The organism is Nonomuraea sp. NPDC003804, assembly GCF_040610675.1.
In the GTDB taxonomy this organism is placed as follows: Bacteria; Actinomycetota; Actinomycetes; order Streptosporangiales; family Streptosporangiaceae; genus Nonomuraea.
On the sequence record NZ_JBEXMT010000031.1, the window covers coordinates 70,576 to 94,958 of the forward strand.

22 protein-coding genes are annotated in these 24,383 nt (G+C 70.9%); 13 read left to right on the forward strand and 9 right to left on the reverse strand.

From position 1 onward, the window contains the following. The first annotated feature begins 71 nt into the window (after nucleotides 1-71). The 5 genes from ABZX22_RS34680 to ABZX22_RS34700 all read left to right on the forward strand — a co-directional run bounded on the left by ABZX22_RS34680 (nucleotide 72) and on the right by ABZX22_RS34700 (nucleotide 7,737). The gene (locus ABZX22_RS34680) at nucleotides 72-3,680 is read left to right on the forward strand and encodes a nitrate reductase subunit alpha (protein WP_354917845.1); all 3,609 of its coding nucleotides are present in this window, start codon (nucleotides 72-74) and stop codon (nucleotides 3,678-3,680) included. Continuing rightward, a complete protein-coding gene (gene narH / locus ABZX22_RS34685) occupies nucleotides 3,681-5,309 on the forward strand; it encodes a nitrate reductase subunit beta (RefSeq protein WP_354917702.1) in 1,629 nt (542 codons plus the stop codon). Continuing rightward, entirely contained in the window at nucleotides 5,306-5,908 is a 603-nt protein-coding gene (gene narJ / locus ABZX22_RS34690; RefSeq protein WP_354917705.1) for a nitrate reductase molybdenum cofactor assembly chaperone, read from the forward strand. The genes narH and narJ overlap by 4 nt, the downstream gene beginning before the upstream one ends. Continuing rightward, the gene (narI, locus tag ABZX22_RS34695) at nucleotides 5,905-6,609 is read left to right on the forward strand and encodes a respiratory nitrate reductase subunit gamma (RefSeq protein ID WP_354917708.1); all 705 of its coding nucleotides are present in this window, start codon (nucleotides 5,905-5,907) and stop codon (nucleotides 6,607-6,609) included. Before narJ ends, narI begins: the two co-directional genes overlap by 4 nt. A 168-nt stretch (nucleotides 6,610-6,777) precedes the next feature. Further along, nucleotides 6,778-7,737, forward strand: coding sequence for a nitroreductase family protein (locus ABZX22_RS34700; RefSeq protein ID WP_354917711.1), 960 nt, complete (start codon nucleotides 6,778-6,780; stop codon nucleotides 7,735-7,737). A 229-nt stretch (nucleotides 7,738-7,966) separates the two neighbouring features. On the opposite strand, the gene ABZX22_RS34705 is transcribed toward ABZX22_RS34700, so the two are convergent. Next, a complete protein-coding gene (locus ABZX22_RS34705; RefSeq protein ID WP_354917714.1) occupies nucleotides 7,967-8,440 on the reverse strand; it encodes a pyridoxamine 5'-phosphate oxidase family protein in 474 nt (157 codons plus the stop codon). Here ABZX22_RS34705 and ABZX22_RS34710 point away from each other — a divergent pair. Together ABZX22_RS34710 and ABZX22_RS34715 are read left to right on the forward strand one after the other, a co-directional pair. Then, nucleotides 8,439-9,044, forward strand: a complete 606-nt coding sequence (locus tag ABZX22_RS34710) for a GAP family protein (protein ID WP_354917717.1) — start codon at nucleotides 8,439-8,441, stop codon at nucleotides 9,042-9,044. The two genes, ABZX22_RS34705 and ABZX22_RS34710, sit on opposite strands and share 2 nt — an antisense overlap. A gap of 59 nt (nucleotides 9,045-9,103) precedes the next feature. Then, entirely contained in the window at nucleotides 9,104-9,460 is a 357-nt protein-coding gene (locus ABZX22_RS34715) for a Tn3 family transposase (protein WP_354917848.1), read from the forward strand. Nucleotides 9,461-9,519: 59 nt separating this feature from the next. On the opposite strand, the gene ABZX22_RS34720 is transcribed toward ABZX22_RS34715, so the two are convergent. After that, nucleotides 9,520-10,704, reverse strand: coding sequence for an MFS transporter (locus ABZX22_RS34720; protein ID WP_354917720.1), 1,185 nt, complete (start codon nucleotides 10,702-10,704; stop codon nucleotides 9,520-9,522). A gap of 129 nt (nucleotides 10,705-10,833) precedes the next feature. Between ABZX22_RS34720 and ABZX22_RS34725 the strand changes: the two genes are divergently transcribed. After that, nucleotides 10,834-11,184, forward strand: coding sequence for a helix-turn-helix domain-containing protein (locus tag ABZX22_RS34725; protein ID WP_354917723.1), 351 nt, complete (start codon nucleotides 10,834-10,836; stop codon nucleotides 11,182-11,184). Nucleotides 11,185-11,704: 520 nt separating this feature from the next. On the opposite strand, the gene ABZX22_RS34730 is transcribed toward ABZX22_RS34725, so the two are convergent. From ABZX22_RS34730 to ABZX22_RS34750, 5 genes are all read right to left on the reverse strand, one after another. Next, nucleotides 11,705-12,364: a nucleoside monophosphate kinase gene (locus ABZX22_RS34730; protein ID WP_354917726.1), complete on the reverse strand. Its 660-nt coding sequence runs from the start codon at nucleotides 12,362-12,364 to the stop codon at nucleotides 11,705-11,707. Between the two features lie 80 nt (nucleotides 12,365-12,444). Continuing rightward, complete coding sequence (locus ABZX22_RS34735) at nucleotides 12,445-13,092, reverse strand: response regulator transcription factor (protein ID WP_354917729.1); 648 nt, start codon at nucleotides 13,090-13,092, stop codon at nucleotides 12,445-12,447. A 339-nt stretch (nucleotides 13,093-13,431) separates the two neighbouring features. Further along, nucleotides 13,432-14,649 (reverse strand): MFS transporter, encoded by a 1,218-nt coding sequence (locus ABZX22_RS34740; protein WP_354917732.1) that lies wholly within the window; start codon nucleotides 14,647-14,649, stop codon nucleotides 13,432-13,434. Continuing rightward, nucleotides 14,630-15,181 (reverse strand): winged helix-turn-helix domain-containing protein, encoded by a 552-nt coding sequence (locus ABZX22_RS34745; protein WP_354917734.1) that lies wholly within the window; start codon nucleotides 15,179-15,181, stop codon nucleotides 14,630-14,632. Before ABZX22_RS34745 ends, ABZX22_RS34740 begins: the two co-directional genes overlap by 20 nt. 450 nt (nucleotides 15,182-15,631) lie before the next feature. Beyond that, nucleotides 15,632-16,213 (reverse strand): TetR/AcrR family transcriptional regulator, encoded by a 582-nt coding sequence (locus ABZX22_RS34750; protein WP_354917737.1) that lies wholly within the window; start codon nucleotides 16,211-16,213, stop codon nucleotides 15,632-15,634. Nucleotides 16,214-16,317: 104 nt separating this feature from the next. On the opposite strand from ABZX22_RS34750, the gene ABZX22_RS34755 reads away from it, so the two are divergent. From ABZX22_RS34755 to ABZX22_RS34775, 5 genes are all read left to right on the forward strand, one after another. After that, complete coding sequence (locus ABZX22_RS34755) at nucleotides 16,318-17,100, forward strand: SDR family NAD(P)-dependent oxidoreductase (protein WP_354917740.1); 783 nt, start codon at nucleotides 16,318-16,320, stop codon at nucleotides 17,098-17,100. Between the two features lie 413 nt (nucleotides 17,101-17,513). Next, complete coding sequence (sigJ, locus tag ABZX22_RS34760) at nucleotides 17,514-18,386, forward strand: RNA polymerase sigma factor SigJ (protein ID WP_354917743.1); 873 nt, start codon at nucleotides 17,514-17,516, stop codon at nucleotides 18,384-18,386. 69 nt (nucleotides 18,387-18,455) lie between these two features. Continuing rightward, nucleotides 18,456-19,610 carry an FAD-dependent oxidoreductase gene (locus ABZX22_RS34765; protein WP_354917746.1) on the forward strand — a complete coding sequence of 385 codons (1,155 nt, stop codon included), beginning with the start codon at nucleotides 18,456-18,458 and terminating at the stop codon, nucleotides 19,608-19,610. Between the two features lie 880 nt (nucleotides 19,611-20,490). Further along, nucleotides 20,491-21,465 carry a CapA family protein gene (locus tag ABZX22_RS34770; RefSeq protein ID WP_354917749.1) on the forward strand — a complete coding sequence of 325 codons (975 nt, stop codon included), beginning with the start codon at nucleotides 20,491-20,493 and terminating at the stop codon, nucleotides 21,463-21,465. 69 nt (nucleotides 21,466-21,534) lie between these two features. Continuing rightward, a complete protein-coding gene (locus ABZX22_RS34775; RefSeq protein ID WP_354917752.1) occupies nucleotides 21,535-22,452 on the forward strand; it encodes an SPFH domain-containing protein in 918 nt (305 codons plus the stop codon). A 318-nt stretch (nucleotides 22,453-22,770) separates the two neighbouring features. Here the strand turns inward: ABZX22_RS34775 and ABZX22_RS34780 are convergent, their stop codons facing one another. Both ABZX22_RS34780 and ABZX22_RS34785 read right to left on the reverse strand, forming a co-directional pair. Next, nucleotides 22,771-23,151 carry a hypothetical protein gene (locus tag ABZX22_RS34780; RefSeq protein WP_354917755.1) on the reverse strand — a complete coding sequence of 127 codons (381 nt, stop codon included), beginning with the start codon at nucleotides 23,149-23,151 and terminating at the stop codon, nucleotides 22,771-22,773. A gap of 17 nt (nucleotides 23,152-23,168) precedes the next feature. Continuing rightward, a complete protein-coding gene (locus ABZX22_RS34785) occupies nucleotides 23,169-24,032 on the reverse strand; it encodes an LLM class flavin-dependent oxidoreductase (protein ID WP_354917757.1) in 864 nt (287 codons plus the stop codon). Nucleotides 24,033-24,383: the final 351 nt, after the last annotated feature.

A 24,383-nucleotide genomic window follows, 5' to 3' on the forward strand; every position in this document is an offset into this window, starting at 1 on the left:
CGCCGGGCGCGGGCGCGGCCGATCCCGCCCGGACGGCTGGGGCCGGTTCGGCGGGTGAGTGCGGCATGACGATGGACGCCCTGCTCAAGCTGGCCACCCACCTGCGACCGGGGAAGGTGTCGGCCGACGGCCGGAGCCTGCACCTGGTCGGCGGGCGTGAAGGCGACGTGTTCTACCGCGACCGGTGGAGCCACGACAAGGTGGTGCGCTCCACGCACGGCGTGAACTGCACCGGCTCCTGCTCGTGGAAGGTGTACGTCAAGGACGGCATCATCACCTGGGAGGCGCAGCAGACCGACTACCCCAGCGTGGGCGGCGACCGGCCGGAGTACGAGCCGCGCGGCTGCCCGCGCGGAGCGGCCTTCTCCTGGTACACCTACTCGCCGACCCGGGTCCGCTACCCGTATGCCCGCGGCGTCCTGGTCGCCATGTACGGCGAGGCCCGGCGCGAGGGTCTGGACCCGGTGGCCGCCTGGGCGGAGATCACCGCGGATCCGGAGAAACGGCGCCGGTACCAGTCAGCGCGGGGAAAGGGCGGCCTGGTCAGGATCCCGTGGGAGCTGGCGACCGAGATGATCGCCGCCGCCCACGTCCACACCATCAAGACCTACGGGCCCGACCGGGTGGCCGGCTTCTCGCCGATTCCCGCGATGTCGATGGTGTCGCACGCCGCCGGGGCCCGGTTCGTCTCGCTGATCGGCGGCACGATGCTGTCGTTCTACGACTGGTACGCCGACCTGCCCGTGGCCTCGCCGCAGGTGTTCGGCGACCAGACCGACGTGCCGGAGTCGGCTGACTGGTGGGACGCCGCCTACCTGATGCTGTGGGGCTCCAACGTCCCGGTCACCCGCACCCCCGACGCCCACTACATGGCCGAGGCGCGCTACCGCGGCCAGAAGGTGGTCGTGCTGTCGCCCGACTACAACGACGCCGCGAAGTTCGCCGACGAGTGGCTGGCCCCGCGTCCGGGCACCGACGGCGCGCTGGCCATGGCCATGGGGCACGTGATCCTCAAGGAGTTCTTCACCGACCGGACCACCCCGGCCTTCACCGACTACGTCAAGCGGTTCACCGACCTGCCGTTCCTGGTACGGCTGCGCGAGCGCGACGGCCGCCACGTCCCCGACAGCTTCCTCACCGCGGCCGAGCTGGGGCAGGACGGCGACGAGGCGGCGTTCGCCACGGTCCTCGTCGACGCGCGCACCGGCGAGCCGGTCGTGCCCAACGGCTCGCTCGGCTTCCGCTACTCCGACCAGGGAGCCGGACGCTGGAACCTCGACCTGGGAGAGGTGGACCCGGCCCTGACGCTGCTCGGCGAGCGCGCGGTGACGGTCGCGCTGCCGCGCTTCGACGGCCGCGCGCCGGGCGTGCTGGAGCGCGGGGTTCCCGTGCGGGAGGTCGGCGGCCATCTGGTGACCACCGTGCTCGACCTGCTGCTGGCCCAGTACGGCGTGGCCCGGCCCGGGCTGCCGGGCCGCTGGCCGTCCGGCTATGACGACGCGGCCGAGCCGTACACGCCGGCCTGGCAGGAGCCGATCACCGGGGTGCCGGCCGTGGCGGCGGCCCGCATCGCCCGCGAGTTCGCCCGCAACGCCGAGGAGTCGGGCGGCAGATCGATGATCATCATGGGGGCGGGGACGAACCACTGGTTCCACTCCGACACCATCTACCGCTCCTTCCTCGCGTTGACCACGCTGACCGGCTGCCAGGGCCGCAACGGCGGCGGCTGGGCGCACTACGTGGGCCAGGAGAAGTGCCGGCCGATCACCGGCTGGGCGCAGCTGGCCTTCGGGCTGGACTGGTCGCGCCCGCCCCGGCAGATGATCGGCACGGCGTTCTGGTACCTGCACACCGACCAGTGGCGTTACGACACCTACACCGCCGACGCCGTCGCCTCCCCGCTGGCCGAGGGCGCCTTCGCCGGGAAGGCCACCGCGGACCTGCTGGCCACCTCGGCGCGGCTGGGGTGGATGCCCTCCTATCCCACCTTCGACCGCAACCCGCTCGACCTGGCCGACGAGGCGGGCGAGGACCCGGCCGCGCACGTCGTGGCGGAGGTCACCGCCGGGCGGCTCGGCTTCGCCTGCGAGGACCCGGACGCGCCGCGGAACTGGCCGCGGGTGCTGACCGTGTGGCGGGCCAACCTGCTGGGCTCCTCGGCCAAGGGCAACGAGTACTTCCTGCGCCATCTGCTGGGCACCGACGCCTCGCTTCGCGCGCGGGAGGCCGCGCCAGGGCAGCGGCCGGGCGGCGTGACCTGGCGGGAGGAGGCCCCGCACGGCAAGCTCGACCTGCTGGTCTCGCTGGACTTCCGGATGACCTCCACCACGCTGTTCTCCGACATCGTGCTCCCGGCGGCCACCTGGTACGAGAAGCACGACCTGTCCTCCACCGACATGCACCCGTTCGTGCACGCCTTCACCCCGGCGATCGACCCGCCCTGGCAGACGCGCACCGACGTCGCCGCCTTCCACGCCATCGCCGCGGCCTTCAGCGAGCTGGCGCGTGACCACCTGGGCGTCCGGCGCGACCTGGTGGCGGTGCCGCTGCTGCACGACACGCCCGACGAACTGGCCACCCCGCACGGCCGGGTGGACGACTGGCGCGTCACGGGGGAGCGGCCGGTGCCCGGCCGTACCTTCCCCAAGATCGTCGTGGTGGAGCGGGACTACCCCGCGACCGCCGAGCGGATGGCCGCGCTGGGCCCGCTGACGGACCGGCTGGGCGCCACCACCAAGGGCCTGACCTACGAGGTGTCGCAGGAGGTCGAGCGGCTGCGCCGCACCAACGGCACCACGGCCCAGGGCCGTCCCTCGCTGGCCCGCGACGTGGACATGTGCGAGGCCGTCCTGGCCCTGTCGGGCACCACCAACGGGCACCTGGCCGCCCAGGGGTTCGCGACGCTGGCCCGCCGTACCGGGACCTCCTTCGACGGGCTGGCGGACGAGCACATGCGGATCACCTTCCCCGACACCCAGGCCCGCCCGGTGCCGGTCGGCACCTCGCCCGAGTGGTCGGGCAGCGAGAGCGGCGGCCGGCGCTACTCCGCCTTCACCATCAACGTCGAGCACCGCAAGCCCTGGCACACCCTGACCGGACGCCAGCACTTCTACCTCGACCACGAGTGGATCCACGAAGCAGGGGAGGCGCTGCCTGTCTACCGGCCGCCGCTCGACATGACGGCCCTGTTCGGCGAGCCGGAGCCGGGGGAGGGCGGCGAGAACGGCATCGCCGTGCGTTACCTCACCCCGCACTCCAAGTGGTCCATCCACTCGGAGTACCAGGACAACCTGCTCATGCTCACCCTGTCCAGGGGCGGGCCGACCATCTGGATGTCCCCGGCCGACGCCGCCAGGGCGGGCGTCGGCGACAACGACTGGGTGGAGGCGGTCAACCGCAACGGCGTCGTCGTCGCCCGGGCCGTCGTCTCGCACCGGATGCCCGAAGGGACCGTGTACATGTACCACGCGCAGGAGCGGGTCGTGGACGTCCCCAAGGCCGAGACCTCAGGACGGCGCGGCGGCATCCACAACTCCCTCACCCGGCTGCTGATCAAACCGACCCATCTGATAGGCGGCTACGCCCAGCTGTCCTTCGCCTTCAACTACCTGGGACCGACCGGCAACCAGCGCGACGAGATCACCGTGATCCGCCGCCGTGGCCAGGAGGTGGACTACTAGATGCGTGTCATGGCACAGCTGGCCATGGTGATGAACCTGGACAAGTGCATCGGCTGTCACACCTGCTCGGTCACCTGCAAGCAGGCCTGGACCAACCGCGCCGGCACCGAGTACGTGTGGTTCAACAACGTCGAGACCCGGCCCGGACAGGGTTACCCGCGCACCTACGAGGACCAGGAACGATGGAAGGGCGGCTGGGAGCTCACCAAACGCGGCAGGCTCAGGCCGAAGTCCGGCGGCCGGCTGAAGAAACTGCTGACCATCTTCGCCAACCCGCTCATGCCCTCCATCCAGGACTACTACGAGCCCTGGACCTACGACTACGACCGGCTCTTCTCGGCCCCCGCCACCGAGGACACGCCCGTCGCCCGGCCCAGGTCGCTCATCAGCGGCGAGCCCACGAAGATCACCTGGAGCGCGAACTGGGACGACAACCTGGCCGGCGGCCCCGAACTGGCCCCCGCCGACCCGGTGCTGCGCCGCGTGTCCGACCAGGTGAAGCTGGAGTTCGAGCGGGCGTTCATGTTCTACCTGCCGCGCATCTGCGAGCACTGCCTCAACCCGTCCTGCGTGGCCTCCTGCCCGTCCGGGGCTCTCTACAAGCGCTCCGAAGACGGCATCGTGCTCGTCGACCAGGACCGCTGCCGCGGCTGGCGGATGTGCGTCACCGGCTGCCCGTACAAGAAGGTCTACTTCAACCACCGGACCGGCAAGGCCGAGAAGTGCACCTTCTGCTATCCGCGCGTCGAGGTCGGCATCCCGACCGTGTGCTCGGAGACCTGCGTCGGCCGCCTGCGCTACATCGGCCTGGTGCTCTACGACGTCGACCGGGTGGCCGCGGCGGCGGCCGTACCCGACGAGAAGGACCTGTTCGAGGCGCACAAGAGCGTGCTGCTGGATCCGCGCGACCCCGAGGTGGTGGCCGCGGCGCGGGCCGCCGGCATCCCCGAGGACTGGCTCGAGGCGGCCGGACGCTCGCCCGTCCACAAGCTGATCTTCGAGTACGGCGTGGCGCTGCCGCTGCACCCGGAGTTCCGCACGCTGCCGATGGTCTGGTACGTCCCGCCCCTGTCCCCGGTGGTCGACGTGCTCAGGGACACCGGGCACGACGGCCAGGACACCGGCAACCTGTTCGGCGCCATCGACGCGCTGCGCATCCCGGTCGGCTACCTGGCCGAGCTGTTCACCGCCGGCGACCCCGAGCCGGTGCGCGCCGCCCTGCGCCGACTGGCCGCCATGCGCTCCTACATGCGCCGCCTCAACCTCGGACAGCCGCCCGACGAGTCCATCGCCGAGGCGGCCGGCATGACCGGCGCCCAGGTGGAGGGGATGCACCGGCTGCTGGCCATCGCCCCGTACGGCGAGCGGTACGTCATCCCCACGGCCCACGCCGAACAGGGCAGGCAACTGGAGGAGACGGCCACCGGATGCAGCCTCGACTACGAGGGCGGCCCCGGCATGAGCGGCCCCTTCGGTGAGGCCTCCGGCCAGCCCGACCCGGTCGCGGTGGAGAACTTCCACGCCCTGCGCAGCCGCCAGACCAGCGACCTGCGCGGCCGCGTGAACCTCCTCAACTGGGACGGCACCGGCCTGCCCGACGGACTCTTCCCACCCAAGAAGGACTCATGACCGAAAACCACGTACGCACCGTCCACCTGGTGGCCTCCGTCCTGCTCGGCTACCCGGACGCCAGGCTGTTCGAGGCCGTCCCGTTGCTGCGCAAGGCGGTCGCGACCGTGCCGTCCACGCCGCTGACCGGCTTCCTCGACCACCTCGCGAGGGTGCGCCCCCAGGAGCTGGCCGAGCACTACGTGGCCGTGTTCGACTTCAAGCGCCGCTGCTGCCCCTACCTGACGTACTACGCCTACGGCGACACGCGGAAGCGCGGCATGGCCCTGCTCCGCTTCAAGCAGGCCTTCCGGGAGGCGGGGTTCGAGCCGGCCGACGGCGAGCTGCCCGACCACCTGGCCGTGGTGTGCGAGCTGTCGGCGCGAGGCGGCACGGAGCAGGCCGTACGGCTGCTGCGCGAGCATCGCGCCGGGCTGGAGGTGCTGGCCCAGGGGCTGGCGGCGGAGGGCTCGCCGTACGCCCGCGTCGTGGACGCCGTCATCGCCACGCTGCCGCCGCCGACCGCGCGCGACCTGCGCGCCGCCCGTGGCCTGGCCGCCGACGGGCCGCCGGCCGAGGCGGTCGGGCTGGAGCCCTACCCGATCGGAGAACGCCCATGAGCGTCCTGCTCTGGGTCGTGGCACCGTACGTGGCCTTGACGGTGTTCGTCCTGGGTCACGTGTGGCGCTACCGTTATGACAAGTTCGGCTGGACGACCCGCTCCTCGCAGCTGTACGAGTCGCGGCTGCTGCGCGTCGGCAGCCCGCTGTTCCACTTCGGCATCCTCGTCGTGCTGCTGGGCCACATCGGGGGCCTGGTGATCCCGAAGAGCTGGACGGAGGCCGTCGGCGTCACCGAGGCGGCCTACCACGTCGCCGCCGTCGGCCTGGGCACGGTCGCGGGGGTGTGCACCCTGGGCGGGCTGGCCATCCTCATCTACCGGCGCCGCACCGTCGGCCCCGTCTTCAGCGCCACCACGCGCAACGACAAGGCCATGTACGCCGTGCTCGCGGTGACGATCGTCCTCGGCCTGGCCGCCACCGTCGCCGCCAACATCCTGGGCGGCGGCTACGACTACCGCGCCACCGTCTCCCCGTGGTTCCGCTCCATCTTCGTGCTGCGCCCCGACCCGTCACTGATGGCGGGCGCGCCGCCGCTGTTCCAGCTCCACGCGCTGAGCGCCATGCTGCTGTTCGCCATCTGGCCGTTCACCCGGCTGGTGCACATGCTGACCGCGCCGGTCGGGTACCTGACCCGCCCCTACATCGTCTACCGCAGCAGGCAGGCGCCCGCGCCACGGCGCGGCTGGGAGGCCTCCTGACGTGCGGCGCGAGGGGGTGGACCGCTCCCGGCGGACGGCCCTGTCCCATCCACGGCATCCCCGCAGCGGCGCACGGGGCCGATGGCACCCCACGATGGGACTTTCGGCCCTCACCCGGCGGTCCGCCGCGTGATGCGCTGGTGGTGATGCGCAGGAGGTGCAACCGCCATGAAGGACAAGGCCATCCACGCGGCGATCGAGGCCGCGACCTGGGCCCCCTCGGTCCACAACACCCAGCCCTGGACCTTCGCGGTGTACGGGGAGGAGATCAGGGTCCGCGCCGACGTCGAGCGCAAGCTCCGGGTGAGCGACCCGCAGGCCCGCGAGCTGTTCATCAGCTGCGGCGCGGCACTGTTCACCCTGCGCACCGCGCTGCGGGCCGAGGGCTACGAGCCGATCGTGCGGGTGCTGCCCGACCCCGACCGCCCGGCGCTGCTGGCCACCGTACGGCTCGGCTCCCCGCTGACCCCGGACGAGATCACGGGGATCCTGGCCGGCGAGATCAAGCGGCGGCGCACCCACCGGGCCGGGTTCACCGACCTGCCGGTTCCCGACCGCCTGGTCGAGCGGCTGGTCGGGCAGGCGGCGGCGGAGAAGGCCACGCTGACCCCGATCCGGATGCCCGAAGCGGTCGACGTCGTGGCCGCCCTCACCCAGGCCGCCCAGCGCGTGCAGAGCGGGGACCGGGCCTTCAGCCTGGAGGTGATCCGCTGGGCGCGCCCGCCGGGCAGCTCACGCCGCGACGGCGTGCCCGCCGACGCCTATCCCCGCAAGAGCGGTCAGGAGCGCTTCCCGCAACGTGACTACGCGCACGGCCACGACTGGGGCACCACCACCGACCAGCGCATGTCCACCGCCACCGGCATCGTGGCGATCATGACGACACCCGGCGACGGCCACCACGACTGGATCGCCACCGGCCAGGCGCTGCAGCGGGTGCTGCTGCACGCCTCCGCCTACGGCGTCAGCGCCGCCTTCCACACGCAGGCGCTGGAGATGTATCAGCTGCGCGAGTTCCTGCGGCACGAGCTGTGCTCGGACGAGTACCCACAGATGATCATGCGGCTCGGCATCACCTTCGAGGACAGCCGCGGCGTGCGCCGCCCGCTGTCGGAAGTCCTGGACTGAACGGGACGCAGGCTCACGCGACCGGCAGGCGGGCGCGTGCCCACCGGCACGCGGCCGACGGCGTCCCGGTAGCGGTGTCCCCGGTGGCGATGTCCCCGATGGCGTCCCGGTAGCGGTGTCACCGGTGGCGTCCCCGATGGTGTCCCGGGTGGTCGGCGTCCCCGGTGGTCGGCCTCGCCCGCCTCGGGAACATCCCGGGGACATCCTGGGGGAGACGTGGCCGATCGGGCTAGCCGGCCCGGCACTCGGGAGTCTCGAGCCGCTCGTCCGGGGACGCGACGATCGGGCTGGGCCGTCCCGCCGTGATCCGCCGCCCGGAGATGTGCTCGACCCGCACGACGATGAAGTGGTCCCGCTCGCCGAGCGCCCACGGCTCCAGCGGCAGCGCGGCCAGCCGTTCCCGCTCCTCGGGGTCGGAGACGGCGCGCGCGTGGCCGACCGCGGTGACCGACCATCCGGTGCGCTCGCTCACGTCGAACTCGTCGGCCTCGAAGGCGACCACGGCCTGGCGCGTGGCCGCGGCCAGCTTCGACCCGGTCGCGGTGCGAATCACGACGTGCTCGCCGTCCAGGAGGAAATTCACCGGCTGTACGGCCGGCAGTGCCCGGTCGGTGAACACGATCCGGCCGATCGGCACCGAGGCGAGGAGATTCAGGCATTCCCGGCGGGAGAGTACCTGGAGGCCGGAACCGTCGACATGCATGCCAGACAGCCTGCCGTCAGCACACGCGGCCCCGTTAGGGCCGAAAGTCCCGATCTCCTCCGCCGATCGACATCACGGACATATGCCGCCGGCTACCTCCCTCTGGCGCCGTCGCCCGGCCAGGCGGCGGTGGCCGAACGCCACTACCGGGCTCGCCGTCGGTGTCGGCCTGTTCGCACTGAGCATTCGCTTCGATCCCCAACGGCGCGCGGGCCGCGACGGGATCACCCGATGGCGAGAACGCGTCACGACAGGTTCTTCCTCATCGGCATGGCTGGCCGGGCTCGCCCTGCTGGCGGCGCTGGCCGAGCTCGCCACGATGCTGCCCTACCTGCGGGCGATCGCCATGCTGGCCACCTCCGATCTCAACGCCGCCGCCGATGCGTTGCTGCTCGCCGGGTATTGCCTGGTCATGGTGCTTCCCGCCGGGGTACTGCTGCTGGCCCGGATGATCGCTGCGGCCCGGGTCGAGCCGGTCCTGCATCGGATCAACACCTGGATCACCGACAAGGGCGCCGGTGCCGCTGGATGGTTGCTCGCCATAGCGGGATTCCTGGTCGCCCGGGACGCTACGGCACGCCTGTGGTTCGCCCATCTCGAGTGATACGCGTCCCCGCTCGTGGGGTGGGGTTGAGCAGTTGACGCCCGCAGCGCATCCGGGAACTGGAAGGAGCAGCGGCCCCAGATCAAGGCCCAGGCCAACCCGCAGGAAGGCCGCCACGCCCTGGCCCGCAAGCTCATCCACCTGGCCGCAACGGGCAGCTTTACCAGAACTACCAGGAGGGCGTGGAGGACCAGATCGGCGCGCTGGGCCTGGTGTCGAACGCGATCGTGCTGTTCGACACCCGTTGCATGGACGCCGCCCTGACCCACCTGCGCACGAGCGGGTCCGAGGCGCGCGAGGAGGATGTGGCCCGCCTGTCGCCGTTCGTGTGGCACCACATCGACCTGATGGGCCGCCACTCCTTCCAACTCCCGCAGATGCCCGGCGGGCTCCGCCCGCTCAGTCCCGTGCCGTGAGCCGACGGGTAGCGTGCGAGCCTCGGAACCGGTAACGCTCCTGGGCCCCAGCAGGGGCGTTACGCCTCAGCCTGCTTCGGGGTGGAGGGAGTCGGCTCGGGTGCTGCGGGTGCATGGTGGCGTGCGGTTGTCAGGTGGTAGAGCAGCGCCAAGGTCGTGACACCGGCGGCCGGCAGTCCCAGCGCGGCGGGCACGATGGCGAACCACTTCTGGGCCAGTCCGCCCAGGCCGCCACCAAGAGCTATCCCGACGTAAATGGCCGAGGAGTTGAGGCCGAGCAGAACCGGTGCCGCGGCTGGATTGAGGGCGATGAGTCGGTGCTGTTGGGGCACGACGATGACACCCAGGGCCGCGCCCCAGATCGCGGCCCATGCCAGGGTGGACACGAGCGTGGCGGTCGCCACCGAAGTGAGGGCAAGGGCGACGGCGGCGATGGCGATGGGGCCGGTCAGCACGTGCGCGGGGTCGTGCCGGTCGACCAGCCGTCCGGCGATGATGTTTCCGGCCAGGACACCGATTCCCCAGGCCAGCAGGATGACGGTGAGCAGCGACTCGGAGCCGCCGGTCGCATCCTGTAGGGCCGGGCCGATGTAGGTGTAGAGGGTGTAGGCGCCGAGGAAGACCAGCGTGGTGACGGCCAGCAGCGCGAGGACCCGGCCCTGCTTGAGCGGGCGCAGCCGATCGCCCAGTGATGCGGCGGGAAGCGTCACCCTGGGCAGGCCGGCGGCGATCCCGAGGGCCGCGACGAGGCCGATCCCGGCGACGGCCCACATGGTGATGTGCCAGTCGGTACCGCCGATCAGCGTGCCGAGAGGAAGACCCAACGCCGTCGCCAACGTGAGGCCGCCCAACACAAAGGCCAGTGCCCTGCCTCGGCGTTCCGGGGGTGCGATGGCCCCAGCAGTGCTGGAGGCGGCGGAGTTGATCATCCCGGCCCCGACCGCGGTGACGATACGGGCGATCATCACCACCTCGTAACTCGTGCCCAGGGCGGTGACAGCGTTGCCGACCACGAAGACACTCAACGCGATCAGCAGCGCGGACCGCCGATCCAGTCCACTGGTGAGCGCGCCCATGACGGGCGCCGACAGGGCCATCACCAGGGCGAACGCCGTCACCAACTGCCCGGCGGCGGGAGTGGAGACCTGCAGGTCGGTGGCGATGGCCGGGAGCAGGCCCGCGATGACGTAGCCGTCGGTGCCGACGGCGAAGGTCGCCAGGGCCAGAGGAAGAAGTCGTTTCAACACCGGGTGGTGCCGCCTTTCCAGAGGAACCTCAGAAGTGCCGAGGGGAACCCTAGGCAATACATGGATACTTGTCCATATATCCATGTGTTGGTAGCGTGGCGGGTGTGCTCAACACAGGGGGCGGCGATGCGTGAGGTGTCACAACCGGCGACCGAGGCCATCCGGCTGGTGGAGGTGCTGCGCGCTCTGGCCGATCCGGTACGGCTGGACCTCGTCCTGCGGCTCGACCGGATGGGCGAGGACTTCTGCAACGCCATCGGCGCCGACATCGACGTGCATCAGACGACGCTGTCGCACCACTACCGGGTGCTGCGCGAGGCCGGCGTGACGTGGACGAAGGTGCAGGGCCGATCCCGGCTGGTACGCCTGCGCCGAGAGGACCTCGACGCACTGTTCCCCGGCCTGCTCGACTCTGTACTGAGCGCACAGCGCCGAACGCGTGATACCACGACCACCGGCACTATCGAGGCGCCGTAGACCTGCGCCCCCCGGCACCCGTCAAACGAGCCCGCTCCCCGATATCCACTCCCCAGGTCACGCCAGGGCGGTAGCCCTGATGGCCGGGGCCAAGCAGACTGGTGACCTCTGCGATCCACCGGCAGACGGCGGCGGGCCCGGCCGCGTTCTCGATCACCGTGCCCCCGCCGGGCGCGGGGACCGGCTCAGGCACCTGGAAGGGAAGTCCGTCTTGCCGTAGCCGCTGCAGGATCCGGTGCTCGGCGCCGACCCGCGCGGCGGACGTCGTGCGGTGAAAGTGGGGCCGGACCTGACGCGTAAGTGGGGCCGGCTCACACGGGTAGAACCACGCATTCGGGGTGGAGGGTCAGCGAGCACCGCTCAACCTGCTGTGGGGCCGGGGGACACGTTCGGGAGCGGAGGGCCCTCGTCGCGCGCATCGAAGCCGCCGGCGCGGGGGTGGGCCAGGGCGTGTCCATGGAGCGGGCCTTCCGAGCCCGTCGAACCGCTGGCGGCCGGCCTCCGGCGTCGGCGAGGCGGCTCAGCCGGAGCCGTCCGGCTCGTACGGCGGAAGGCCCAGACGTGTACGGATCTCCCGCTGCACCGAGACCCGGTCGGGCCTCGCGTCGACCGTGACGACGTACTCCTTGCGGCGGAACAGCGCGAGGACCGGGTCGGTCTTGTCGTGGTAGTCCCGCAGCCGGCCGGCGAGCGCCTCGGGCGTGTCGTCCTCCCGCGTGACGAGCTCGCCGCCGCACACGTCGCACCGGCCGTTCTCCTTCGGGCGGTGGGCGATGAGGTTGTAGTCCATGCCGCAGCGGGCGCACAGGCGGCGGGCCAGCACCCGGCGCCGGACGTCCTCGTCAGGCAGATCGAGGTGGACGACGCTGTCGATGTCGTAGCTCTCCAGGAAGAACTCGGCCTGCCGCTGGTTGCGGGGGAACCCGTCGACCACGAAGCCGTAGTTCCAGTCGTGCTGCGCCAGCCGGTCGCGCACGACCTTCTCCACCAGGTCGTCGCCGACCAGTTCCCCCGCGGCCATCACGCGCCGCACCATGGCCCCCAGCTTGGTGTGGTTCTGGACGTGCCACCGGAAGATGTCGCCGACACTGATGTGCACCAGGTCGAGGTCCCGGGCGAGCAGGGTGCCCTGCGTGCCCTTGCCGCTGCCCTGGACGCCCATGATGACGTACTTGCGCATACTGCACTCTGACACACGCCGGCCGTTCGGCCGCCGGGCCCCCGCGGGCGAACCGCCGAGGGCCCGGACGGGGGCGTTGGTCAGTGCTTCTCCTTGCGGTCCGCCTTGAGGCGGGCGGCGAGGGCCGCCGCCTGGGTACGGCGCTGCATGTCGAGCTTGCCCAGCAGGTTGGAGACGTAGTTCTTGACGGTCTTCTCCGCCAGGTAGAGGCGCTCGCCGATCTGCCGGTTGGTGAGACCCTCGCCGATGAGGTCGAGGATCAGGCGCTCCTGGTCGGTCAGGGCGGCCAGCGGGTCACGGCGGGTGGCCTGGTCGCGCAGGCGGTGCAGCATCGCGGCGGTGGTCTGCGGGTCGAGCAGCGACTGCCCCGAGGCCACCGTGCGGACGGCGCCGACGAGGTCGGAGCCGTGGATCTGCTTGAGCACGTAGCCGGAGGCCCCGGCCATGACCGCGTCGAATAAAGCGTCGTCGTCGGCGTAGGAGGTCAGCATCAGGCAGCGCAGGTCGGGCAGGCGGGAGCGCACCTCGCGGCAGACGTCGACACCGTTGCCGTCGGGCAGCCGGACGTCCAGGACGGCCACGTCCGGGTTGAGCGCGGCGATGCGGGCGATGGCCGACTCGGCCGTTCCCGCCTCCCCGACGACCTCGATGTCGTCTTCGGCCTCCAGCAGGGCGGCGACGCCCCGGCGTACCACCTCGTGATCGTCGAGGAGAAACACGCGAATCATGGCTTCGACCCTAGCCCTCCCGTGGTGGGCGTGACTCGGCGGTCTCGGGGCGCGGTCCCGGGCGCGGTGAGGGCACGGTGAGGGCGCGGTGTCGGGTGCGGTGAGGGCACGCTGTCGGGTGCGGCGACGGGGCGCGGTGCCGGGCGCGGTGAGGGCACGGTGTCGGGTGCGGCGACGGGGCGCGGTGCCGGGCGCGGGCGACGGGTGCGGCGACGGAGTGCTGTGACGGGGCGCGGTGACGGGGCGCGGTCTCGGGGTGCCGATGAGCGGGTGGCGGCAAGGCGCCGCCCACGGATGCGCGACGGGGCACCCGCCGGAGCGGCACCCGCCGTAGGGGCGCTATCCGACCGGCTGGGGCGTGTCCGCGATCGAGGGGACGATCGCGGGGGTGGGCGCGGGACGGACGAGTACCACCAGGCAGCAGAGCAGGGCCGCGAGGGCGACGGCGCCGAGCATCACCCGGTAGTCGAGCAGCCCCACCACCGCGGCGCCGAGGGCGATCGACAGCGTCTGCGTCAGGTCCGACACCATGCCGATCGCCGCGCCGACCCGGCCCTGCAGGCGGGCGGGCACGTAGAGCTGCTGCGCCGTACCGAGAGCGACGCGGAGCAGCGGCAGTCCGGCGCCCAGGAGGGCCGTGCCCAGCAGGTACACCGGGACCGCTTCGACGAGGCAGAGGCCGACGCCCAGCGCCATGACCGCGTAGCCGACGGCGGTGGTGCGCGTCTCGGCCAGCCGGGCGATGAGCCTGCCCGACAGCAGGCCGCCCAGGACCGATCCGGCGCCCTGGACCGCGGTGACGACGCCGAAGAAGGCGGCGGGCCGGCCGAGGCCCTCGATGGCGGCGAAGGTGGCGGTGTCGAGCAGCCCGGCTCCGGCGAGGAAGGCGGCGAAGGCCACCGACAGTCGCAGCAGCAGCGGTACGTCGCGCAGGTAGCGGAACCCGGCGGTCACGGCGTTCCAGAAGCCGTCGCCGGCGCGGGCGGGCTCGGGCGCCGATTCGACGACGTCGATGGAGGCGAGTACGAGGAGGGCGACGACGAAGGTGATCGCGTCGACGACGGCGAGCGTGCCACCGCCGAAGGTCAGGTAGATCCACGCGCCGGCGGCCGGTGAAAGAACGCGTAACCCCTCACGGACGGTGATCAGCATGCTTCTGGCCGCGGCCGCGTCGGCGGAAGGCAGCAGGTCCTTCAGCAGCCCGCCGTAGGCCGGTGTGGAGAACAGGACGCCGTAGGCCAGCGCCACCGCGTAGATGATCCAGATGTCGCCCGCCGTGCGCACGAGGAGCAGGGCGGGCACGATGACCGCCATCGCCGCGTACATGGCCATCAGCAAGGGTTTGCGGCGGACCCGGTCGACCAGGTGACCGTAGAGAGGGGAGACCAGGCCCGGGGCGGTGATGCACAGGAAGACGATCCCGGCGGCGGCGGCCGAGCCGGTCAGGTCCTTGGCCCAGATGGCCAGGGACAAGAACAGCGCGCTGTCGCCGAAACTCGAGACGGCGTCGCCGAGGAGCAGCCGGCGGAAGCGCGGGTTACGCACCAAGAGGCGCATGGGGGGCTCCGTGGAGGAAGACGCGGGCGGACTCGGCGCCCTCGGGGATCAGCGACGGGTCGGACAGGCGGGCGATGTACGGCTGGAGCAGCCGCATGAAGTCCTTGCCGATGGCGTCGAGCTCCTCGGGGGTCACCGGGACGCTGACGCCGGAGGCGAACGCCGCCTCCTGCCAGGCCGGGGGAGCGGAGGACCGGGCCTGGGCCCACGCGGCCATGCGGCCGGCCTCCCGCTCGATGAACACGCGCTCCAGTTCGAGCGCCGCCGGGCCGCCTTCCGCCGCGGACCATGCCTGCTCGTGGTCGGCCAACCGCCACAGGCGTTCCCGCTTGTCCGTCGAGGGGTCGGCCTCGGTGACGTAGCCGTACTTGGCCAGCTGGCGGAGGTGGAAGGAGCAGGACGCCTGGGAGGTTTCCAGGTGTTTGGCACAGGTGGCGGCCGTCGCGGGGCCGATCCTGCCGAGCAGGTCGATCAGCTCCAGCCGTAGGGGGTGCGCCAGGGCGCGCATGGCCCGCGGATCAGTGATGCGCATGTGCCAAAGATATCTTTGGCTTTTCGAAAGTGTCAAAGACATCTTTGGCTGTTGGTCGTAGAAATCTACTTTGTAAAGGGTCGGGGTCGTTCGGCGCGCTGGAGTGACGGAGCGCGAGTCTCGCCTCCGGCCCGGGACGAAGCCCCGGCGAGATGCCGTGGCCCGGTGCGGCCTCAGGGTTCGGTGGCGGCCAGGCCCCCTCGTAGGTGCCGGCCACGATGAGTTCGCGGATGTCGGCCTGGGCGGCGAAGACGTGGAAGGCGAGGCAGCCGCCGGGGGTGGTGGTGTCGAGCTTTTCGCGGAGGCTGGTGAAGTCGATTTCGCGGCGGCATTGGGCTTGGCCGGTGGAACGGGGCCGGACGGTTCGAGCGGGCTGTTGGTGGTCGGCGCCGCGCGGTCGTGACGCCCACGCCGTCCTGTCCGATGACGACGTGGGCTTGGGGCGCCCGGTCAGGCGCCCAGGCCGTTGAGCAGGGTGTCGACGAGCCGTGTGGTGAGGGCGTCGGCGTCGAGCTCGGTGGCGCCGCGATCCTGGGTCACCTCGTGGATGAGGGCGTAGTAGCAGCGGCGTGCCCATTCGATGTCGACGTCGGAGCGCAGGAGCCCCTCCGCCCTCGCTCGGCGCAAGAGCCGGTCGCACTTGTCCAGGACGTCCGCGTGGACGCGTGCGATCTCGGGATCGGACGACGCGGCGGCCCGGTTCATCGCGTAGCCCCAGCCGATCTTCACACGTAGGACATTCGCGGTCACCCGGTGGAGGACGACCAGCGGTGGCGCCGTCTCGGACGTCGCGGTGTCCACGGCCTCGGCGAACTGCGCGGTCGCCCAGGCGGTCAGCGCCTGCACCAGCTCCTCGCGTGTGGTGAAACGGCGGTGCACGGTGGTGCGGGCGACGCCCGCCGCCTCGGCGATCTGCTCCATCGTGGCCGCGGGGTTCGCCGAGAGCGCGCATTCGGCGCCCGCCAGGATCGCGCGCACCGTCCGTTCGGCGTCCGCGCGCAGAGGTTTGGCGTGCACTGGCTGCTTCGTCACATGAAAACACTACAGGAGGGTAGCCGCTCACTTTCGACTTGCAACATTCGTGTTGCGACTAATACTGTAGCCGCATCATCAATGGCGCAGCGATGGGAGATCTCATGGACATGCTGCTGAACGGCAAGGCCGCGGTGGTGACCGGGGCGAGCCGGGGCATCGGGCTGGCGACAGTGACGGCGCTGGTAGGCGAGGGGATGAAGGTGGTCGCGGCGGCCCGGACCGTCACGCCGGAGCTGAAGGAGACCGGGGCGATCATCCTGCAGGTCGACCTGGCCGCCGCGGACGGGCCGCGGACCCTGGTCGAGGCCGCGCTGGCGGAGCTGGGCGAGCTCGATGTGCTCGTCAACAACGTCGGCGGAGGCGACGGGGGAGCGGTCGGCGGGTTCCTTTCCTTCGATGACCCGGCGTGGGAGGAGATCTACAACCTGAACCTCTTCGCCGCCGTGCGTACGACGCGTGCCGCGCTGCCCAGCCTGGTACGGCAGCGCGGCGCCATCGTCAACGTCTCGTCCAACGGGGCGCGGATGCCGCACGCCGGGCCAGTCCCGTACACCACCGCGAAGGCGGCGTTGACGGCGTTCGGCAAGGCACTGGCCGAGGAGTTCGGGCCGCAGGGCGTGCGCGTCAACACGGTGTCGCCCGGCCCGGTCCGTACCGCCATGTGGGAGGACCCGAACGGGTACGGCGCCGCGCTTGCCACCTCGATGAACCTGGAGAGGGAGCAGCTGGTCGCCGGCCTGCCCGCGGCCATGGGGATGACCACCGGGAGGCTCGTAGAACCGGCCGAGGTCGGGACCCTTATCGCCTACCTGGCCTCGCCGCTCGCGGGCAGCACCACCGGCGCCGACCACATCATCGACGGCGGCTCGGTCAAGACCGCCTAGTACTCCAGCGCGCGATCATGGCTCGGGTCTGCACTGGTAGCGGCAGCGTCGGGCGGTGGCCTGGTGACGGCGGCGCCAGTCTGACCAGCACAGAATGTCCGTGATGGAGCGGTGCCCGGTCAGCACGAGCGCGGTCGGCAGTCGTATCCCGCCGCCCGCCGACGCGCCCGCGGATCACCCGCCTGGGGCGGGCCAGCAGTCGTATCCCGCCGCCCGCCGACGCGCCCGCGGATCACCTCCCTGGGGCCGGGTCCATTTTCGCGCTTGCCCCGGTCCGCCCCAGACCGCTCGACGCCTCCGCTGATCTCACCCTGGACGGCATCGCCAATCTCGCCCCCGCGGTTGGGGCGGTCGGAGGTGGTTTGCCTAGGATCGGAGGCCGATCACTGATCCGGAGGGGGCAGGAGGCCGAGGTGGAGCTGACCGGCGTGCTGGGGGAGGCTGACTGGGAATCGCACCGCTCCGCTGTCTTCGGGGCGGCCTACCGGATTCTCGGCACCGTGGCCGAGGCCGACGACGTGACGCAGGAGGTCTGGTTGCGCGCCGTCGCCGCCGACCTGTCCGAGGTGCGGGACCTGCGGGCCTGGCTGGTGACCCTGGCCGCCCGTACGTCCTACAACATGCTGAAGTCGGCGCGCGTCCGGCGCGAGTCCTATGTCGGGCCCTGGCTGCCCGAACCGCTGCTGACCGGGCCCGACGCCGCCGCCCAGGTGCTCATGGACGAGTCGGTGAGCACCGCGATGCTGGTGGTCATGGAGAGGCTCACCCCCGCCGAACGTGTCGCGCTGGTGCTGCACGACGTCTTCGACTTCCCGTTCGCCCGGATCGCCGAGGTGCTCGGCGGCACGCCCGCCGCCGGCCGCAAGCTCGCCTCCCGCGCGCGGGCGCGGGTCGCCGCGGTCCGGGAGCGCCCCCAGGCGTCCAAGGCCGAGACCGAACGCGTGCTCAAGGCGTTCAAGGCGGCCGCCGACGCGGGGGACATGGCGGGGCTCGTCGCGCTGCTGGACCCCGAGGCCGTCTATGTCGCCGACGGCGGCGGCAAGGTCACCGCGGCGCGCAGGCCGGTCCGGGGCGCGGAGCGGATCGCCCTGCTGGCGGTCAGGCAGATCGAGCTCAGGCGGCCCGACGCGTTCCAGATCATCGAGGTGAACGGTCACCCGGCCCTGGCGACCTACTGTGGTGGCGAGCTGGTCTGGCTGGACACCGTGGAGATCGCCGACGGGCGGATCACGGCGTTCAGGAGACTGGTCAATCCCGAGAAGTTCGCCCACATCGGTCACATCTGAACCCGCCATCTTGTCTCCCTGCCGACCGACCCCCCGATCCTCGGGGGGCGAGGCTGAGAGGAAGACACAGTGGCGCACGTTGTGATCATCGGAGGCGGTTTCGCGGGCGTGTGGAGCGCGGCGGGAGCGGCGCTGGCGCGCGGAGAGACGGAGCTGCGCATCACGCTCATCGCGCCGAACGACCACCTGGTGCTGCGGCCGCGCCTGTACGAGCCGGAGCCGGACCTGGCCAAGGTTGAGCTCGGCAGGATCCTCGAGCCGATCGGCGTCGAGCACCTGCGAGCCTCGGTGAGCAGGATCGACACCGACCGCCGCGTGGTGGTGGCCGACGGCCAGGAGGTCGGCTATGACCGCCTGGTGCTGGCGGCGGGCAGCAAGCTCGTCCAGCCGCAGGGCCTGCCCGGCGCTGAACGGCTCTTCGACATCGACACCCTGGACGGGGCGCGGCGGCTCACCGAGCATCTGCGCGACCGCGAGCACTACTCCGCCGTGGTCGTCGGCGCCGGGTTCGTCGGCCTGGAGGCCGCGACCGAACTGGCCGCCCGGGGCCGGGTGCTGCTGGTGGACCAGGCGCAGGTGGTCGGAGACCAGCTCGGCCCTGGCCCGCGCGAGGAGATCGAGGCAGCGCTGGACCGGGTGGGCGTCGAACGCCGTCTCGGGACGACGGTGACGGAGGTAGGGGACGGATACGCCGTCCTGTCCGACGGCACCAAGGTCGAGGCGGACGCGGTGGTCTGGTCCGTGGGGGTCAGGGCCAGCGAGCTCACCAGCCAGATCTCCGACGACCTCGACCACCTCGGCCGGGTGCCGGTGGACCGGCGGCTGCGCGCCCTTCCCGAGGTGTTCGTCGCCGGGGACACGGCCGCGGCGCCGTTCGACGCCGAGCACACGGTCATGCAGGCCTGCCAGCACGCCACCCCGCTCGGCAAGGTCGCGGGGTACAACGCGGCGGCCGACCTGCTCGACCTGCCGCTTCGCGACTTCACTCCCGGCCCGTACGTCACCTGCCTGGACCTGGGCGGTGCCGGGGCCATCTTCACCCGGGGCTGGGACCGCAGGGTGATGGCCTCGGGCGCCGAAGCCAAGGAGGTCAAGAAGCGGATCAACCACCACATCCACCCGCCGGTCGACGACGCCCCGAAGATCCTCGCCGCCGCCGACCGCGTCTACGTCGAGCTCCCCTTCTTCCCCCGAGACGAGGACGAGACCGCCCCAACCGCATAACGATCTCCAGGCGTTCGCGCAGCGCACGTCCGGGATTCGCCGCGGCGCCGGCCGAGCGGCCCCATGAAAAGCTGAAAACATGAGCGGTGGGGCCGCTCGGCTACCCACGTCCTGGCCGTCCTGCGCGAATGTGGAAACCAGGTTGTGTCGCTGGCCGGAGCTGATCGGGCGGGAGCTTCCGGCCGTAGGCGAGCAGCAGGGGTCCTGAGCGGCGCTGATCACGGGCGCGCCGGTGTCCAAGAACCAGTCGAGGGCGTCATCCCTGTCGACATGTACGCTGCCGACCTCGCGCACGCGCCAACCGGCGTACAAGACGGGCGCGTCCAGGGTCCCGCAGCATCGCCGACATGCATGCGCAGGAGAGTGCCGAGCGGGCGCGGCCGCAGCAGGTGCAGCATCGCCCCGTTGATTCCTCGGCAAGCCGCCGCAGGCGTTGTCCCGTTCCTCGGCCAGGCGTCGTGCATGGTCAGGGGTAGGGGAGAGGCATCTCGAACCGCTCCGATTGCTGACGCGGCGACCTCGATCGCCTTCCGGCGACCTCTGGGACGGTGGACGTCCACACCCGGCTCCATCGGTGTTGACGCCTGCCGTCTGCAGGTGAGGCGGATCGGCACAGGCCGGCCGGTGTTGTCCGGCGTGCCGGCAAGAGTCGGCTGGGAGGAGCGCGCCATCGAGGGCGCGGTGTGGACGAGCCGCGATCCCGAAGGATGATCTTCGGTGCGGCCCGTAATAAATTTACTTTGTAAAGGCGCCCGGCTGGGCGGCTTTCAGCCACCCCTCATTCAAGGACTGAAGACTCATCGACAAACAAGGCCGAGGCGGCTCGGCAGAAATCGGCGGCCCAGGTCGACATCCTGCTGAGCTGGGGTAGCTGACAGGTATGTCCGTCACACTCGCGCTGGCGGGTGACACGATGCTCGGGCGTGGCGTCGCCGCCTTGCTGGAGAGCACGACCGATCCTGCCGCCTATCTTTCTCGCGGCGTGCGCGACCATCTGGCCGAGGCTGACCTGTTCCTTCTCAACCTCGAGTGCTGTGTGTCGGCGCGGGGCAGCAGGTGGGCGCAGGCGGGCAAGCCGTTCCATTTCCGGGCGCCGCCTCAGGCGGCTGATCTGCTGGCGGAGTTGGGGGTCGGTTGTGTGACGCTGGCCAACAACCACGCGCTGGACTACGGCTACGACGCGTTGCTCGACACGCTGGATCATCTGCACCGGGTGGGTATCCAGGCGGTGGGCGCCGGTGCGGACGAGGCTCAGGCGCGGCGGCCGGCGGTGCTGGTGGCCGGTGGGTTGCGGGTCGGGGTGGTGGGGGTGACCGATCATCCGGCGGACTTCGCGGCGCGGGCCGATCGGCCTGGTGTGGCTTATGTCGATCTGCTGCATCGGGTGCCGGTGTGGTTGACGGAGACGGTGGCGGCCATGCGGTGCGGCATGCCGGTGGATGTGGTGCTGGTGACTCCGCATTGGGGGCCGAACATGACGGTGCGGCCGTTGCCGTATGTGCGGGCGGCGGCTGAGGCGTTGGTGGCGTCGGGGGCGACGTTGGTGGCGGGTCATTCCGCTCATGTTGTTCACGGGGTGGCGTTGCCGGTGCTGTTTGATCTGGGGGACTTCCTGGATGACTATGCGGTCGATCCTGATCTGCGTAACGATCTGTCGTTGTTGTTCCTGGTGAGCTTCGACGGTTCGCGGGTGGTGGGGTTGCGGGCCGTACCGATCAAGCTGGAGTACGGTAGGACGGATCTGGCGCGGGGGTCGGAGTGTGCGTGGATCTGTGAGCGGTTCGTGGGTGCGTGCGCGGCTCTGGGCACGGAGGCTCGTGTGGAGGAGGGTGTGCTGGTGGTGGGAACCCCGTGATTTCTTGACGATGTCGTGGGGTTTTCCGTACGTGGCCCGGACCTAGCCTTGAACGGGGGGGATAGGCCCATGATCAACGAAGTCGTGCTGGCGCTCGTGGCCCTCTGCGGTGTCGGGGTGGTGCTGAGCGGCATCAGGATCGTCAATCAGGTGGAGCGTGGCGTGGTCTTCCGATTCGGCCAGGCCCAGAAGCGTATTCGCCAGCCGGGGTTCAACTTCCTCATTCCGATCGCGGATCGGATGAGGAAGGTGAACGTGCAGATCGTCACGATGCCGGTGCCGACGCAGGAGGGCATCACTCGTGACAACATCTCGGTTCAGGTCGATGCGGTGGCGTACTTCCGGGTTCAGGATCCGCTGCGGGCGGCTGTGGAGGTGCAGAACTATCTGTTCGCGGTGGAGCAGGTGGCGCAGACCTCGTTGCGGTCGATCATCGGCAAGAGCGAGTTGGATGATCTGCTGTCCAACCGTGAGGAGCTGAACAAGGGTCTGGCGCTGATGATCGACAGTCCGGCGCTGGGCTGGGGCATCCACATCGATCGGGTGGAGATCAAGGATGTGCAGTTGCCTGAGTCCATGAAGCGTTCGGTGGCTCGGCAGGCCGAGGCGGAGCGGGAGCGGCGGGCTCGGGTGATCACTGCGGAGGGTGAGTTCCAGGCTGCGCGCAAGCTGGCCGACGCTTCGGCGATCATGTCGGAGACTCCGGGAGCGTTGCAGCTTCGGTTGCTGCAGACGGTGGTGGAGGTCGCGGCGGAGAAGTCTTCCACGCTGGTCATGCCGTTGCCGGTGGAGCTGTTGCGCTACTTCGACCGGCTGTCGGGTGCGGGGGAGCAGACGGGCGAGCGCGGCGCGGAGGTGCCGAAGCAGCGGCCGGTTGCCCGGCGGGAGGAGTTGCCTGATCCGGCGACGCTTGAGCTGGCGGCGGCGGACGAGGTGGTGCGCGAGAGTTTCGTTCGTGGTGCCGGCGAGGAGGTCGAGCGGCGTTAGCGCGCGCCGGCCTTCGGGTGAGGGTCGGGCCGCTGAGGAGTCAACTGCTGGACGTAGGCGTCCTGGTTCGGCGCGCATGTAGCGGGTTGTCTGCTTTTGGGTGCCGATGGTGGTGGTGCGCTCGGCGTCCTGGTTTCCTGTTGCGGTTATGTCCCGTGTCCCGCCGTCGCCGGTGCCGTGCGATGGGAGGAGCTGACCGCGCGCGACACCTACGACAAGGTGTGCGCGATCGTGCACGGTCGAGTTGGCGGCTGGCGTTGACCGCGGTGCTGCCGGTGGCGGCCTGGGCGGGGGGCAGGCCGGTGGTCGCGGCGGCGATCATGTTGGGCAGGGCCAGGCCGATACCGATGTCGATGACGACCCACCCCGGCAGGATCGTGTCGCGTCCTGCACGTCGGTCGGGGCGCTGACGGCGAGCAGCACCGCGCCGGCGCGGAACAGCAGGTTGCCCAGGGCGACCAGGACGCCCACCGGGATGCGCAGGACCAGCCGCTGGCCGACGACCGCGAAGATCGGCGCCATCGGCGGTCCCGGTACGATCGCAAGGCCGGTGCCGATCGCGCTGAAGTCGGCGATGTTCTCCGGCCAGAACACGACGCTGGGGAAGACCGCGCCGAAGGTGGTGCGCGAGCGGAGATCTTCACGCGCCTCGACGACCCCCATCCCGACTGTTGGCCCGTCAGGCTGGAGCTCGGCCACGCCCCGGGCACTGACGGTCAGGCCGTCGCTTCGGCGAGCAGCTCGACCTGCTCAGGCCTTGATGACGTGGGAACGAAGATGAGCTCGTCGCAGCCGCTGGCCTCGAAGGAGGCGACGTAGGACCTGACCATCTCAGTGCTTACGGCGGCGCTCGCTGCGACCTGGCCGGCACCGTCGCCGAGCCAGGCGTAGTAGTGCAGAAGATAGGTGTCCGCCTGCGCGCGGGCATCGGACCCGAGGGCGAAGTAGGCCAGCGACAGTTTGCGTGGCTTGCCCTGCCGGCCCTCGTCCTGCCAGGCGGCATCGACACCTGCCGCAGCTTGCGCGAACATTTCCGGCGTGCCACCCCCCATGATCCAGCCGTCGGCCAGCCGGCCCACCCGGCGGAAGCTCGCCTCGGACGCGCCGCCCAGGATCAGCTCGGGGCCGCCGCTGCGCACAGGCTCCGGCCCGATCGCCCCGGCGGAACCGCGCTCTTCGCCGGACCAGACGCGCTTCATCTCGGTGAGTTGTTCCTCCAGACGGCGCCCCCTGCCTTCGGTGGTCAGCCCGCTGGCGGTGAAGTCGTCGTCACGCCCACCCAGGCCGAGGCCCAGTACGAGCCGCCCCCCGGAGAGCCGGTCGAGCGAGGCGGTCTGCTTCGCCAGCAGCGCGCTGTTCGTATACAACGGTGCGAGCAGCACACCGGTGGTCAGCCGGATCCGGCTGGTGACCGCTGCGGCGGCGGTGAGGGCGATCAGCTCCTCATAGCTCGGGTACACGAGTCTGCCGATCGTGCCCAAGGTACTGAATCCTGCCTCCTCGGCCTGCCGTGCCCAGCCGATGAGGGCCTTCCCTTCGGTTCCGGGAACCGTGTTGGGCAGGCCTATCCCGATATCCATCCGCGCCTCCGGTCATAGGGGCATTCTCATCACGTCAATACCGTCGGGCCTGATTGGTCATGAGCCGACACGCTGCCGGATGGGAACGACGTGGACACGGCCGGGGTGTTTCGTGGGTCCTTCATGGGATTTATCCCGACCGAACGGGGCTGTCCGTAGGTGGCGATCGAGCGGCCGTTCTTGAGCTTCCGGCTGTGTACAACACCGCCGTCGGGGTGAGGCCAGGCGGTCCCGGTGCGCCCGTGGCGGTCGCCCCGGCAGGGCGTCGGCGCCGGATGAGCGGGCTCGACGCGTAGCCGGTCGGCCGGCGGCGGGCGCGGCCACCGCTTACGCCCTCGGCTTATCCATCGG

Bases quoted from the DNA above. Each gene is read 5' to 3' on its own strand.
- ABZX22_RS34680 (WP_354917845.1), top strand. From the start codon at position 72: ATGGACGCCCTGCTCAAGCTGGCCACCCACCTGCGACCGGGGAAGGTG.
- narH (WP_354917702.1), top strand. From the start codon at position 3,681: ATGCGTGTCATGGCACAGCTGGCCATGGTGATGAACCTGGACAAGTGC.
- narJ (WP_354917705.1), top strand. From the start codon at position 5,306: ATGACCGAAAACCACGTACGCACCGTCCACCTGGTGGCCTCCGTCCTG.
- narI (WP_354917708.1), top strand. From the start codon at position 5,905: ATGAGCGTCCTGCTCTGGGTCGTGGCACCGTACGTGGCCTTGACGGTG.
- ABZX22_RS34700 (WP_354917711.1), top strand. From the start codon at position 6,778: ATGAAGGACAAGGCCATCCACGCGGCGATCGAGGCCGCGACCTGGGCC.
- ABZX22_RS34710 (WP_354917717.1), top strand. From the start codon at position 8,439: ATGCCAGACAGCCTGCCGTCAGCACACGCGGCCCCGTTAGGGCCGAAA.
- ABZX22_RS34705 (WP_354917714.1), bottom strand. From the start codon at position 8,440: ATGCATGTCGACGGTTCCGGCCTCCAGGTACTCTCCCGCCGGGAATGC.
- ABZX22_RS34725 (WP_354917723.1), top strand. From the start codon at position 10,834: ATGCGTGAGGTGTCACAACCGGCGACCGAGGCCATCCGGCTGGTGGAG.
- ABZX22_RS34730 (WP_354917726.1), bottom strand. From the start codon at position 12,364: ATGCGCAAGTACGTCATCATGGGCGTCCAGGGCAGCGGCAAGGGCACG.
- ABZX22_RS34735 (WP_354917729.1), bottom strand. From the start codon at position 13,092: ATGATTCGCGTGTTTCTCCTCGACGATCACGAGGTGGTACGCCGGGGC.
- ABZX22_RS34740 (WP_354917732.1), bottom strand. From the start codon at position 14,649: ATGCGCCTCTTGGTGCGTAACCCGCGCTTCCGCCGGCTGCTCCTCGGC.
- ABZX22_RS34745 (WP_354917734.1), bottom strand. From the start codon at position 15,181: ATGCGCATCACTGATCCGCGGGCCATGCGCGCCCTGGCGCACCCCCTA.
- ABZX22_RS34755 (WP_354917740.1), top strand. From the start codon at position 16,318: ATGGACATGCTGCTGAACGGCAAGGCCGCGGTGGTGACCGGGGCGAGC.
- ABZX22_RS34770 (WP_354917749.1), top strand. From the start codon at position 20,491: ATGTCCGTCACACTCGCGCTGGCGGGTGACACGATGCTCGGGCGTGGC.
- ABZX22_RS34775 (WP_354917752.1), top strand. From the start codon at position 21,535: ATGATCAACGAAGTCGTGCTGGCGCTCGTGGCCCTCTGCGGTGTCGGG.
- ABZX22_RS34785 (WP_354917757.1), bottom strand. From the start codon at position 24,032: ATGGATATCGGGATAGGCCTGCCCAACACGGTTCCCGGAACCGAAGGG.